At 36.1% G+C, this 14,198-nt stretch carries 8 protein-coding genes; 5 read left to right on the top strand and 3 right to left on the bottom strand.

Translation table 11 applies throughout. From position 1 onward, the window contains the following. Positions 1 to 13 precede the first annotated feature (13 nt). Positions 14 to 2,722 (top strand): type I restriction endonuclease subunit R, encoded by a 2,709-nt coding sequence (locus HCD_RS04815; RefSeq protein WP_014659467.1) that lies wholly within the window; start codon positions 14 to 16, stop codon positions 2,720 to 2,722. A gap of 258 nt (positions 2,723 to 2,980) precedes the next feature. Here the strand turns inward: HCD_RS04815 and HCD_RS04810 are convergent, their stop codons facing one another. After that, positions 2,981 to 4,249: a malic enzyme-like NAD(P)-binding protein gene (locus tag HCD_RS04810; RefSeq protein WP_014659466.1), complete on the bottom strand. Its 1,269-nt coding sequence runs from the start codon at positions 4,247 to 4,249 to the stop codon at positions 2,981 to 2,983. A 185-nt stretch (positions 4,250 to 4,434) separates the two neighbouring features. Here HCD_RS04810 and sabA point away from each other — a divergent pair, with 185 nt between their 5' ends. Beyond that, positions 4,435 to 6,303 carry a Hop family adhesin SabA/HopD gene (gene sabA, locus HCD_RS09745; protein ID WP_014659465.1) on the top strand — a complete coding sequence of 623 codons (1,869 nt, stop codon included), beginning with the start codon at positions 4,435 to 4,437 and terminating at the stop codon, positions 6,301 to 6,303. Between the two features lie 621 nt (positions 6,304 to 6,924). On the opposite strand, the gene rocF is transcribed toward sabA, so the two are convergent. Beyond that, positions 6,925 to 7,851: an arginase gene (rocF, locus tag HCD_RS04800; RefSeq protein WP_014659464.1), complete on the bottom strand. Its 927-nt coding sequence runs from the start codon at positions 7,849 to 7,851 to the stop codon at positions 6,925 to 6,927. Between the two features lie 16 nt (positions 7,852 to 7,867). Continuing rightward, on the bottom strand, positions 7,868 to 9,301 hold the full coding sequence (locus HCD_RS04795) for an amino acid permease (protein ID WP_014659463.1): 1,434 nt from the start codon (positions 9,299 to 9,301) through the stop codon (positions 7,868 to 7,870). 203 nt (positions 9,302 to 9,504) lie between these two features. Between HCD_RS04795 and HCD_RS04790 the strand changes: the two genes are divergently transcribed. The 3 genes from HCD_RS04790 to HCD_RS04780 all read left to right on the top strand — a co-directional run bounded on the left by HCD_RS04790 (position 9,505) and on the right by HCD_RS04780 (position 14,136). Further along, positions 9,505 to 10,656 (top strand): alanine dehydrogenase, encoded by a 1,152-nt coding sequence (locus HCD_RS04790; RefSeq protein ID WP_014659462.1) that lies wholly within the window; start codon positions 9,505 to 9,507, stop codon positions 10,654 to 10,656. Between the two features lie 309 nt (positions 10,657 to 10,965). Continuing rightward, positions 10,966 to 12,063 (top strand): NAD(P)-dependent alcohol dehydrogenase, encoded by a 1,098-nt coding sequence (locus tag HCD_RS04785; protein ID WP_014659461.1) that lies wholly within the window; start codon positions 10,966 to 10,968, stop codon positions 12,061 to 12,063. Between the two features lie 141 nt (positions 12,064 to 12,204). After that, positions 12,205 to 14,136 (top strand): methyl-accepting chemotaxis protein, encoded by a 1,932-nt coding sequence (locus HCD_RS04780; protein WP_144005846.1) that lies wholly within the window; start codon positions 12,205 to 12,207, stop codon positions 14,134 to 14,136. Positions 14,137 to 14,198 lie beyond the last annotated feature (62 nt).

Below are 14,198 nucleotides of genomic sequence, written 5' to 3'. Positions count from 1 at the left end.
TAAAGGCATTTATATGGGACTTAAAGAGAAAGATTTAGAAAAAAGTGTGATAGAAAGCCTTAAAGAAAATGGCTATTGTTATGATGCAAAAATCAAGCCTTTTAAAGACTTAGGCTTAATACAAGAAGATTTATTAACCTTTCTTAAAAATACGCAAACAGAAAGCTATGAAGAGCTAGAACTAGATAACCCTAATAAAATTAAAAACTTCTTAGAAACTTTACAGCAAGAAATCAAAAAAAATGGTGTCATTAATTGTCTTAAAAAGGGTCTAGAACACCCAAAGGCTTTTAGCAAAATCATTTTGTTTAAACTAGGCATTGAAAATATGCCTAAAAATATTTTTAGGGTGTGTAATCAAGTCGTATTAAATGACAGAGATGAAAGCATAGATTTAATGCTATGTGTTAATGGCATACCCCTTTTTAGTATAGAAGTGAAAAACCACTACACAGGCCAAAATGTATTTGACGCTAAAAAACAATACCAACAAAGAGACCCTAAAACCCCTTTACTTGCACAATGTGGTGTGCATTTTGCCTTAGATAATGACAAAATTTATTTTTGCACTTTTTTAGAGAGAGAAAATTCTGTCTTTTTACCCTTTAATGATAAGAATGAAAAAACGAGTGCCTTTTTTTATGAAAAAACTTTAAAGCGTGAAAATATCAGCAATCTATTAGAAAATTACTTGCATTATGATAAAAATAAGCGTTTGGTATTCCCTAGATTGCATCAATTAAGGGTGGTTGAAAAATTAGTTGAAAAAATCAAGCAAGGCTTAGGGAAAAACTATTTAATCCAACATAGTGCAGGCAGTGGCAAATCGCATTCTATCACTTGGCTAGCTTTTAAGCTGATAAAAATCGTGGATTGTGTGCTTATTGTTACAGATAGAAAGATTTTAGACGCACAGCTTAAAGAGAATGTGAGACACTATAGCAATAGTTTGCATCTTTATGAGCATGTTAATAATGCGAAAGAATTAAAAGAATGTCTTTTAAAAAACACTCAAATTATTGCAACCACTTTGCAAAAATTCTCTTTTGTAGGATTAGAGGAGAAATTATATTCTAAAAGCTTTTGTGTTTTGATTGATGAGGCGCATAGCTCACAAAGTGGGGAGCATAACCAAAACTTGCAAGATGTTATCAATAATTTTAGCCATTTAAAACAAGTCTCTTATATAGCCTTTAGTGCGACCCCTAAAGAAACGACTATAGAAATGTTTGGCACAAGAAATGATGAAAATAAATTAGCCCCTTTTGATAGTTATTCTATGTCTCAAGCCATAGAAGAGGGCTTTATTTTAGATGTGTTGCAAAATTATACAGAGATTAAAACCTATTATGAAGTGTCTAAGACAATAGAAGATAACCCTAAGTTTAACCCCACTAGAGCTAAAGCTCAAATGAGACGCATTGTAGAAGGAAGTAAAGAAGCGATTGAAAGAAAGTCTAAAATCATTGTAGAAGATTTTCTTAAGAAAAGGTCTAAGGGGCTAAACTCTCAAGCAAGAGCTATGGTAGTAACTGAGAGTATAGATAGGGCGATTAAATTATACAAAAGGATTAAAGATTTACTCAAAAATAGCCCTTATAAAGCACTTGTAGCCTTTAGTGGGAGTTATGAAAATGAAGAAAATAATTATGAGAGTGAAAATAGTTTGAATGGCTTTAAAAGTGAAGAGATTGCTAAGAAGTTTAAAAAAGAGCCTTATAGAATTTTAGTGGTGGCTAATAAATTTCAAACCGGTTTTGATGAACCATTACTAACAACTATGTATGTGGATAAAAAGCTTGATAAGGTTAATTGTGTGCAGACTTTGTCTCGTTTAAATCGTTGCTATAAAAATAAGCATGAAGTTTTTATTTTGGATTTTGCTAATACTAAAGAAGATATTAAAAAAGCGTTTGAGCCTTATTATACAAGTGAGCTATTTTTAAAAAAAGAGAGCGATATTAGTGTTTTAAATAATCGTTTAGAAAGGCTAGAAAAACACCGCCTATATGATGAAAAATTAGTTAATGAAGCGCTAGAATATATTAAAAATCCTAATTGCAATATTAAAAAAGTAGATGAGCTTTTAAATCCTTGCATAGAACGCTATAAAAGCTTAGATAGTAGCAAGCAAGATGAAATCACGCAATGCATTAAAAGCTATATAAAGTATTTTAGCTATTTTCATTGTCTCATTAGAATTGAGAATATCAAGCAACACAAAATGTATAAATTTTTAAAGATTCTAGATAAGAAGCTTAAAGTCCAAAGAGCTATAGATTATGAAGATTTAAAAAGTTGTATAGAAGTGGATTATTATAACCCTGAAATAAAGGCACAAGAAAGCATTTTATTAAGCTCTCAACCTCAAGGATTGAAAGCCAAAAATGCAAACATTAAAGAAAGAGCCTTAAACCCTAAAGAATATTTAGATACTTTAATCCAAGATTTTAACGAGCAACATAGAGATGGTAATCAAGACATTATTAGCGATGATTTAAAAGATGAAATTCTTAAAATCGCACAAGAAATCGCAAAGAACGATGCTATAAAAAACACCCACAAAAATAACATAGATATTAGCTCTATGGTATTAGAAAAGCTAAAAAAGCAGTGGTCTATGGATTTAGAAAATCAATACTATAACAACAGCTCTTTTAAAGAATGGATTCATTCTAAATTGCCAGTTTTAGTAATGCGTCATTTTTCATCAACTAACTAATCTTTAAAATCAAGCCAAATAAAACTCAAAAACCCTTTTAAGGTTTTTGAGTTTTATTAGCAAATTCTAAAATATTGGCTTTATTTTCATTCAATGTCGCTCATTTTCTAATGCTATAAAAACTTATTTTTATCAAAAAGTTCTTTTTGTAAGCATTATAGGAGACTATACTCCTATAATCACTTTTTTACATTTTATGATGATAATTTAAGGCTTATTTTTAATTCATCGCCTATTTAATACAAGGCTAAAAAATTTCTACAGCTCTTTTAACAAATTTTTTAAATGCTCTTTGTATTTTTTCTCATCATAATCTTTTTTACGCCCTACGCCATCTTTAATCGCCGCACTAGCCACCGCACTAGCGACTTCTACTAACGCTCTTTCATCAAAAGGCTTAGGAATAATGTAATCTTTTGAAAAACTGAGCGTCTTAAGATTATAGGCTTTTAATACTTTTGGGCTTACTTCTTGCTTAGCCAAATGAGCCAAAGCGTGTGCAGCGGCTAGTTTCATATTCTCTGTAATCTTAGTGGCATATACATCTAAAGCCCCCCTAAAGATATAAGGAAACCCTAAAACATTATTAATTTGATTAGGATAATCGCTCCTTCCTGTGCCAATAATCGCATCACCTCTCACTGCATGGATTTCTTCAGGTAAAATCTCTGGCGTAGGGTTAGCCAAAGCAAAAATAATGGGGTCTTTTGCCATAGATTTAACCATCTCTTTACTCACTAGCCCAGCTAAAGAAAGTCCCAAAAACACATCAGCCCCTTTCAAGGCATCGCTTAAAGTCCTATCTTTTGTCTCTACCTCAAACTCCTTTTTTTCCTTGCTTAAGTTACTGCGCCCTTGATACACCACCCCCTTAGAATCACACAACACAATATGCTTAACCCCTAATTTTCTATACATTCTTGAACATGCAATTGCTGCTGCTCCTGCCCCACTCACCACGACCTTAATCTCATCAATTTTTTTACCATTAATTTCTAAGGCATTCAATAGAGCTGCACTAGAAATCACCGCCGTGCCATGCTGGTCGTCATGCATCACAGGAATTTGAACCTTTTCTTGGAGTTTTTGCTCTATATAGAAGCAATCAGGCGCTTTAATATCTTCTAAATTAATCCCCCCAAAGCTAGGGGCTAACGCCCTACAAATCTCTACAATTTCATCTCTATCTTTAGTATCAAGCTCCAAATCCACCACATCAATATTACTGAATTTCTTAAACAACAGCCCCTTGCCTTCCATAACAGGCTTAGCTGCACTCGCCCCAATATCGCCTAAGCCTAAAACCGCTGTGCCATTAGAAATTACGGCAACACTATTAGCCTTATTCGTGTAAGTGTAGGCTAGCATCTCATCTTTAGCGATTTCTAAACATGGCTCAGCCACCCCAGGGCTATAGGCTAAAGACAAGTCTTTAGCGCTCTCACAAGCCTTAGTGATACTCATTGCCACCTTACCGCCGATATGATACTCAAGCGCCTCTTTTTTAGTGTATTTTTTATTGTCCATCGTGTATTCCTTAATTTAAGATGTTAAAAAGAATTATATTCAAAAAACTAAAATCCCCTCTAACCCCCCTAAAATCCCCATTCTACAAAAAAAAAAAAAACAAAATTCCCCACAACAAACCGCAATCATCTTTTTTAAGCTAAAATACTACCAAATTTAGATTTTTATTAAGCAAGGATAAGATAATGAAAAAGACCTTTTTACTCTCTCTCTCTCTCATTTCATGTTTATCATTAGCTAACGCTGAGGATAACGGCTTTTTTGTGAGCGTAGGCTATCAAATCGGTCAAGCCACTCAGATTGCTAAAAACACTGGCGAATTACAAAAACTCAATGATAGCTATAAGGATTTACAAAACAATTTGTTCCAATTGCAAGAACTTAATCGTGCCGTAGCTGATGGAAGCGACCAAAATAAGATTCAAAGCGCCATCACTTCTTTGCAAGCTTTTTCAAACAATAATTTTACAGGAACGACTTATTCCCCAGCCTATCAAGGCGTAAACTTAGCTGTTAGAATGGCGTTGTCTCTATGGATAGTCTTACTAGGGAATGGTAATATGGGTATTAATCCTCATGTTCAGAACCAACAAGAATGGCAAACAAGCCAAACAACTATCAACAACCTAGCCCGAGCAATCAATACTGCCCTACCCAAACTAACGGCTATCAGCACGGATAAAGGAAACGCAAATTCAGGCATCAATACCTCTGATAATAGCCCCCAAGCAATCTTAACAAAAGCACAAACCATGATGGATGATTTTGCCAAAACCAAAGCATGGGCTGGAGGACAAACCGACCAGTTTCTTGGTGGGCAAGATAACGAAGTAACGCAATTGCCTGCGTTTAAGCAAGTCAATGAAGCTTTGAAAGTTGCCCAAGAACTCATCAATGCTACTAATCACCTTGACGCTATACAAAAAAACTTGCAATCTGAACACGCAGGAAAAAAAGCTAACCCAACTACATTTAATCAAAACTTTAAAGCATCTGCTGCTTATCAAAAACAAATCATGGATTTAGCCCATCAAGTTGTTACCATCTATTATTCAATGAATGAAACTGCACAAAAACATTTTCAAGAATGTTCTGGTATTCAAGCTAATGGACAACAAGGCACTCAAAAAATAGAAGGTAGCAGAGCTTGTGCCAACCCTGCTGAATCTGCTACGGCTACACAAGCAAGTATCAACTACTATGGCAATCAGGCTAACTCTAATTTACAGCTCGCTAATGATGTCATCAATCTGGCTAATAACAAAACAGCCCTAAAAAACACTTTCGCTAGCACACAATCTTTAGGGGCTAGACTGGATTTAAATCCTAATAGCAAGCTCGCTTTACAAAACATTGTCTATTCTACAAATAACCCCAATGCCCCAACCATTGATAGAGTGGATTATCATATTAACCCCATACAGCAATCCAACCTGACTAACGCTCTAGCGGCAATGAGTAATAACCCCTTTAGAAATATAGGCGTTATCAAATCTCAAGGTAATAGCGGTGTGATGAATGGTATAGGTGTCCAATTAGGTTATAAACAATTCTTTGGAGCAGCAAAGAGAATGGGAGCTAGGTATTATGGTTTCTTTGATTATAACCACACCTATATTAAATCAGATTTCTTTAACTCTGCTTCTAATGTCTTAACTTATGGGGTGGGTTCAGACTTCTTGTATAACTTTATCAATGATAAAGAAATGAAGAAAAATAGACTCTCTTTTGGGGGCTTTGCTGGAATTGCTTTAGCAGGAACTTCATGGCTTAATAGCGATAAGGCTGTTCTTTTAAACACGCCTGAGTTTAACGCTTCTAACACGCCTTATAAAGCAAGTGTGAGTGCATCTAATTTCCAATTCTTATTTAACTTTGGATTAAGAATGAATTTAGCAGATAATTCTAAAAAGAATGAACATGCTATCCAACATGGTATTGAACTAGGCATTAAGATTCCTACTATCAATACCAGCTACTATTCTTTCTTAGGAGCTAAACTAGAATACAGAAGGCTCTATAGCGTCTATTTGAACTATGTGTTTGCATATTAAATCTCTTAACCCCTTTTAAAAAGGGGCAATTTATTCTAAGGTTCTTTTTAGCTTTCACTTAGATACTCTTAAATTTTTGCAATTTAGAACTAACTTATTTAACACTAAAAGAGTGTTTGGAGTTGGATAGGGGATTAAAGCTTTATTGTTGATTTTTGTTGTTGCTCTGTTATTGTTGTTTTTAGGTTTAGGTTTTAGTTCTTTGTTCTTGTTTAACTCCTTGCTTTAGTTTTTTATTTTTTTCATCTTTTTTAACCGCTTTTAATACAAATCATTTTTTTAGGTTTTGTTGCTATTATTTTTAATCTTGTTTTTGTTTTTTGTTCTTGTTTTTTAGTTTTAACTCTGTTATCGTTGTTTTTAGTTTTTTATCTCTACTTTTTATTCTTGCTATGAACTCTTTATAACACTTCAAATTCAAGTTGATTTTATGTTTTTGTTATTATTGTTGATATTGTTATTAATCTTGCTATAGAAAATTAAGAGTGTTTGAAAAAAAGGGGGGGGGTTTAAATCTTATAATCAATGTCAAAACCTAATGGCCCATAGGGGTGTGAAAACGATTTGAAAAATCGTTTTTCTTTTTTTACTTTTTGGCTTGAATTTTTAAAGGACATATCCTTAGCCCTTGCAACTATCAATCACGAGTCGCAATATCTCTAAAACCTGTTCTTCTTCATCTTTAGCACCCACTAAGGGATTGTATTCAGTAACCTCAAGCGCCCCTAACTTATCCTTAAAAGTTTCTAAAAGCAAGCTAAGAAATTGCCTTAATTCTTGAAAACTTAACCCACCATTTTCACGCACGCCAGTAGATGTGAAAAGCTTGCCATCCATAATATCCACATCTAAACTCAAATAAATAATATCCACTTCTTTTAGCAGCTCTTTAGCCTTTTGCACCACTTCTTGCATGTTCTCTTTTATATCATTCACGCTAAACAAAGGAATTTGCAATTCTTCAATCACATCTCTTTCGCTCTGCTCGGTGCTTCTTACTCCAAAATACACAATATTCTTAGGATTAATCTCTAAGCCCCCTTTTTCTAAGCCCAAAGCACAAAGCTCTTGCCACGCTTTTTCTTCGCTCTTATTCATGCTATTAAACCCACTATGTACACGATTTAAGACCATTCCTAAAGGCATGCCATGAATATGCCCTGAATCGCTATCATAAGCCGTATGAATGTCCGCATGAGCGTCTAAATATAAAATCCCTATCTTTTTATCCTTATGAACGCTCCTAAAAGCTTGAAAAATCCCAAACATATTCGCATGCTCTGAGCTGAGTATTAAAGAAAATTCTTTACGCTCAAACACTTCTTGCATATGCGGAATCAAAATCTCTTTGCAAAACGCATAGTAATCTTCAAAATTCTTAGCGTATCTAAACTCTTTGTTAAGAACACAACGCTCTTGAATAATCATATGCATGTTCTTAACAAGCTCGCCATGCGTGTTGCTTAAAGCTTCTCTTAAACGCCTAACCCCCTCATTTGTGCCTTTTTTTGACGCCCCTAACTCGGCTTCTAATCCAACTAAAATCATTTTTTACTCCTTTTTATTAAAGCCCTTTTTCTTGCTGGTAGCCCCATTTGTCCTTACTCACATAATAAGCCACATAGCAAAGCCCCATAAATAAAAGCGTGAGATACCCCCCAATGCGTTCGTTCGCATCCATATACGCCCCAACAAGCCCTACTAAGCACCCACTCACGCCAATAATTTGGATTAAAGGGTTAAAAGGGGCTTTATAGGGCAAATCTTTTAAAGACTTGCCAGAAGCCACATACTCTTTTCTAAAGCGATATTGTGCAACGCTAACGCTAATCCATACAATAATCACCATAAAGCTCACCACATTGATTAAACTAGCCATGATTTTCTCTGGCGCAAACGCTTCAGTGAGCATACCAATTAGTGTAACCCCCAAGGATAAATACAAGGCATAAGTAGGCGTGCCAGAAGCATTGAGCTTTGCAAAAAGGGGAAAAAACATCTTTTTTTGACTCAAGCCATAAATCATTCTTCCTGAAGCGTATAGCCCAGAATTAGCGGTGGATAAAATCGCTGTTACGATGACAAAATTCATTATATCCGCTGCATAAGGAATGCCCACGCCCAAAAAGGGTAAAGGAATCTTTTCTAAAGTGCTTACAAAGGGGCTTTGCGATAAGCCGCTATCTGTCATAGGTAAAAACACCGATACCACAAACACCGCCCCCAAAAAGAAAAAAACAATGCGCCATAAAGTCGCTTTTATAGCCTTTGGCATGACTTTATTAGCGTCCTTAGTTTCTCCAGCTGCAACGCCTATAATCTCTGTGCCTGTGTAAGCAAAAATCACCGCTAAAATCGCCCCAAAAAACGCCCCCACGCCTTTAGGAAAAAAGCCTTTTTCTAGCCCTTGAATCTCACCATTGAAATAAAAATTAGCAAACACGCCCTCAAAGCCATGCAAGTAAAACGAATAAATAATTCCAATGCCCCCAAGCACAATAAACACAAAAACCGCCAAGACCTTTATTGCGCTAAGTAGAAATTCGCCTGTGGCAAAAATCTTTACTGAAAAGAAATTCAATAAAAACAAAAGCATAATGCATGCAATGACCCACACATACACAGGAACGCTAGGAAACCACCTTTGCATAAGTAAGCCTATGGCAATGTATTCTACCGCCACGGTTAAAACCCAACTCAACCAATACATCCAAAAGACCATATACCCTGTGCTAGGGTTAATAAAACGGCTCGCATAGTCCCCAAAACTTCCTGTCGTAGGGTATACGCTGGCTAATTCACCTAACGATAAAACGATAGAATAAACAATAATTCCCCCAACCAAATACGCTAAAAGCGTAGCCAAGGGGCCTGCACTGGCGATATTCCCGCCTGTGCCTACAAAAAGTCCTGTGCCAATAGTTCCCCCTAGAGCAATCATCATCAATTGACGCATGCCAATGTCTCTACTTAAGGTCGTGTTTGTAGTGTCTTTCATTACGATGTCCTTTATCAGTCAAAGTAGCTTCTATCTTAAACCCAAACTAACAATTACTCCCTAATAAGCAAATGAATAATAAACAAAAATAATTTAATTGTGTAAAAGAGTAAGATAATTTAGGTTTTTTACAGAAAAATACTAAAATAGTCTTTTTGAGTGAGTATAATCACAGACAACACTACTATTCAAAGGATACGATCATGAATATCGGTTTCATCGGCTTAGTGAAAGAAAGCATGGATTTAGAATCACGAGTGGCTTTGGTGCCAGATGATGTGGCGTTACTCACTCAAAAGGGTGTGGGTGTTTTAGTAGAGAATAACGCCGGATTAAATAGCGGCTATAGTAACGCTATGTATGAAAGTGTAGGGGCAAAAATCGTAGATTCTAAGGTTGCGTGGGGGCAAGACTTGGTTGTTAAATGCAAAGAGCCTTTAGAGCATGAATATGATTTGTTGAAAGAAAAAGCCACTTTATTTAGCTACCTAGACTTAGCGTATCAAAAGAGCTTGTGCGAAATGTTTATTGATAAAAAAATCACTTCCATTTGCACTGAAACCATTGCTGGACCCAAAAATGACTACCCTATTTTGGTGCCTATGAGTGTTGTCGCTGGAAGATTAGCCGCTCATTTAGTCCAACACTATTTATTAGCCCTAGAGCATGTCAAGGGGTTTTTGGGTAAGGGGGTCATGCTAGGGGGGCTTTCTGGAGCGCAAAGGGCTAAGGTCGTAGTGGTTGGGGGCGGAGTGGTTGGCATGGAGAGTGCAAAAGTGTTGAGTCAAATGGGGGCTAAAGTAACTATCCTAGAATTAGACTACGCGAAATTACAAAACCACCCTTACTACCACCTATATGATTTAGAAGTTTTGAGCGTAAATGATGCTAATATCATTTCTGCTTTAGAAGGGGCTGTGGGGTTAGTGGGAGCGGTGTTACTCACTGCGACCAAAACCCCTAAAGTGATTTTAAGAAAGCATTTAAAACACATGCAAAAACAAGGGGTAGTGATAGATGTAGCTTGCGATTTAGGGGGTTGCATAGAAACCATACGCCAAACAAGCCATTCTAATCCGGTGTTCGTAGAAGAAGATTTGTTGCATTATGGTGTGCCAAATATGCCAGGAATTGTGGCAAAAACTAGCTCTATGGCCTATAGCCATGCGAGTGTGCCTTATTTGTTATATTATTTAGAACATGGCTTAAAGGGCTTTTTAGAAGCCAATACTAAAATGGTGGCCAACACACTTGGGGGCTTGAGTGCATATAATGGCTATATCACTCAAGAAGGCATTGCAAAAGCCTTCAATATGGCATTCAAATCGCCTTCAGAAATTTTAAAAGAGCTTTAGTCTAAAAAAGGGTGGGGGCTAGACTTTAATTCCTAGTCTTAAAAATAGGCGTTTTCATTCAAAGTCCTAAATGAGTGGGTGGGATGGTTGCTTAAGGTAGTTTTAAGCATAAATGCCCTAACATTTCGCTTACATTTAGCCTTTAATAGTTTTTGCTAAATTTTTGACGGTTACAGAAACACACAAACACTCTTCTTTTTGAACCTGTTTGACGGTTACAGAAACACACAAAAATCCATTTTTACCATTTTATTGTTGTTAAAACTACAATAGAGACTGAATGATATTTTTATGTTTTAAGGAGTTTTTATGTGCAATACTTGCAATTGTAATAACGAAAGAGTGCCTTTTAAAGGTTTCGCCGTAGATAGTAAAGACGGAAAGTTCCACGAGTGGGAGCATTCTCGCCACGCCATGGGTGAATATGATATTGTCATTGATACGCATTTCTCAGGCATTTGTCATACAGATATTCACTTTGCTCATAGTGATTGGCTACCTGGTATTTATCCTATGGTTCCAGGACATGAAATTGCTGGTGTAGTAACTGCGGTTGGCTCTAAAGTAACTAAATTTAAAGTAGGAGACCATGCGGGTGTGGGCTGCATGGTTAATTCATGTGGCGAGTGCCATACTTGTAAGCATGACCACCAAGAGCAATGGTGTGAAAACGGCAAAACCGTTTATACTTATAGCTGGGAAGATACTTTCCATAATAATGAGCCTACTTATGGTGGGTATTCTAATAACATCGTAGTGAGCGAAAACTTTGCAATTTCTATTCCTAAAGAGGCTCCATTAGATAAAGCAGCGCCACTACTTTGTGCAGGAATCACTGTGTATTCACCTTTGAAATTCTCTAAAGTTACCAAAGGTTCTAAAGTAGGCATCGCAGGCTTTGGTGGTTTGGGTCATATGGCTTTAAAATATGCAGTAGCTATGGGTGCAGAAGTGAGCGTATTTGCAAGAAATGACAAGAAAAAACAAATGGCAATGGATATGGGGGCAACTCATTTCTATACTAGCACACAAGAGTGCAAAGAAAAATTTGATTTAATCATTTCTAGCATTCCCACACAATACGATTTATTAGCTTATACTAAGCTCTTAAAATATGGCGGTGAAGTGGCGATTGTTGGGATTCCACCAAAAGACCCACAAAGAAACCTAGACTTTGGTGATTTAGTGTTATTCTCTGGTAATCACAAAGTTTATGGCTCTTGGATTGGTGGTGTGGCAGAGACTCAAGAAATGATGGATTTCTCTGTTAAACATGGCATTTATCCTGAAATTGAGCTAGTAACCGGTCAAGAAATTGATGCGACTTGGGACAAGCTCCTAAATGGTCAAGGTAATTTCCGCTATGTCATTGATATGAAAAAATCTATGGAAAACTTTAAGAAGTAAGGTCTCTCCCCTATTAGCCCCCAATTTTTGGGGCGATACTCTATCCTCTCCTATTAAGCCATCACAGGATTTCAATTTTTTAACACTCTAAAAATTTATTACAAATATAAAAATTTCAAAAAAAAAAAAAAACACTTTTTAATGTTACAATTCTTGTGGGTTTTCAAAAATAACAGAAAGGCTGAGAGCATGAGCATTAAGACAAAAATCTTACTTTGTTTGACAATTTTATTGTTGATTGTTTTTGTATCCGTTTTTGGTGTAGTAAAAATGCAAGTCAAAGATAACATGACTAGAGGCATACAAAAGAATTTAACGAGAATGACTAGCATTTTATCTAACCCTATAGAGCGGTGGAACAAAGACATTGTAACCACTCTCAAAACTCTAGCTATAGGCTTAGGTAAAATTGATGTAAATAATATCGCTACCGTGCAAAGCTATCTAAGCTATAGCAAGGACTCTATGGCTGTCTTAGAAGCGTATGTAGGCTTTGAGGATAAACGCACCATTTTAAGCGATTCTTTAGGTAAGAGCGACTACGACCCTACAAAACGCATTTGGTACAAAATGGCAAAAGAGGCTAATGGGCTTATCACTACCGCCCCCTATATTGATAGTTTCAGTCAAAAATTCATTTTCACTTACGCCTATCCAGTAAAGCGAGACAATAAGATTATTGGCGTTGTGGCTATGGATTTAACCCTAGATATGGTTAATAATGCAGCCAAACACTCCGCTTTTAAAGATGGACCCATTCATTATGTGGATAGATTCGGAAATATTTTAGGTTCAAGCCTGTTTGAGCAAGGAAAAAATTTAAAAGAAGTGTTGCCTAATAACACCGCTTTTGTCAATCATATGCTAAACACCAATTCAGGAAATACCGCTATCAATTATCAAGGCACTAATTATTTGAATTTCTATACCACTGTGCCAGAGCTTGGCTGGAAGATTGTTGCTTCTGTCAAAGAAGATAAGGTTTTTGAAAGCTTAAAAATCTTGCAAAAAAAGCTAGTGATTGCATTCATTGTTGGGCTTATCTTTGTGCTAGGAGTTGTGTTTGTCTTGACGCAATTTTTATGCGCTCCGCTTTTGAATTTGCGTGATTTGATTATAGATTTGGTCTCAAAAGATGGGGATTTGACTAAGCGTATCGCTGTTAAAGGCAAAGATGAAATTGCAAACATTTCATACAATATCAATCTCTTTTTAGATAAAACACAAAATATCATTAAAAACATCAAGCAACTAAGTGCTCAAAACACTGAAATTGCTAGCACGCTCAACTTGGCTTCTAGCGTGGTGAGTCAAAACTCTACTCAAAGCGCTAATCTTGTAAAAACAACCATAGATAGTGGGCATTTAATGAGTGATAAAATCAGCCATAATTTAGAAATCGCCCAAACTAATAGCGCTAATCTAAATGAGACCGGCACCAATCTTATCTCTGTGCGTGATGCTATAGAAATCTTTAGCGCTAATTTAAGCACAAACGCTCAACAAAGCGTAGAGTTTTCAGTGCGTTTAGAAGAAGCTTCTAAAAATACCGAAAATATTAAAAATGTTTTAACCATTATTTCTGAAATTGCGGCTCAAACTAATTTGCTCGCTCTAAATGCCGCTATTGAAGCCGCAAGAGCAGGTGAACATGGCAGGGGCTTTGCGGTAGTAGCAGATGAAGTGCGAAAACTCGCTGAAAAAACCCAGACTTCTTTAAGCGAAATCCATGGCACTATTAATGAAGTGGTACAAAGTGTGGTAAGCATTTCTAAAGATTTACACCACAATTCCCAAAATATTGTAGAAATTTCTACCAAGTCTACAGAATTGCAAAGCTCTTTGGATAAAAATGTTAATAACATTAAAGAAGTGATAAGCTCCACCTTAGAAAACACCAACGACTTTAAAGAAGTGGCTACGAATGCCCAACAAATTGTAGGGGAAGTCCTAAACATTGACAAGCTCACTGCAACCAATATTGAAAGCGTGAATTCCTTAGCTCAAGCCAGCACATCGCTAAAACAAATGGCAGAAAGCTTGGATAAAGAATTAAATAAATTTAAGGTTTAATTCCTATTTTAAATTTCTTTTTAACGAAGTTTTGACCCCTTTAAATAAGGGATTTTAACTTT

The sequence above is a fragment of the Helicobacter cetorum MIT 99-5656 genome, assembly GCF_000259275.1.
Lineage (GTDB): Bacteria > Campylobacterota > Campylobacteria > Campylobacterales > Helicobacteraceae > Helicobacter > Helicobacter cetorum.
This window is presented reverse-complemented; position numbering and strand designations above follow the sequence as displayed.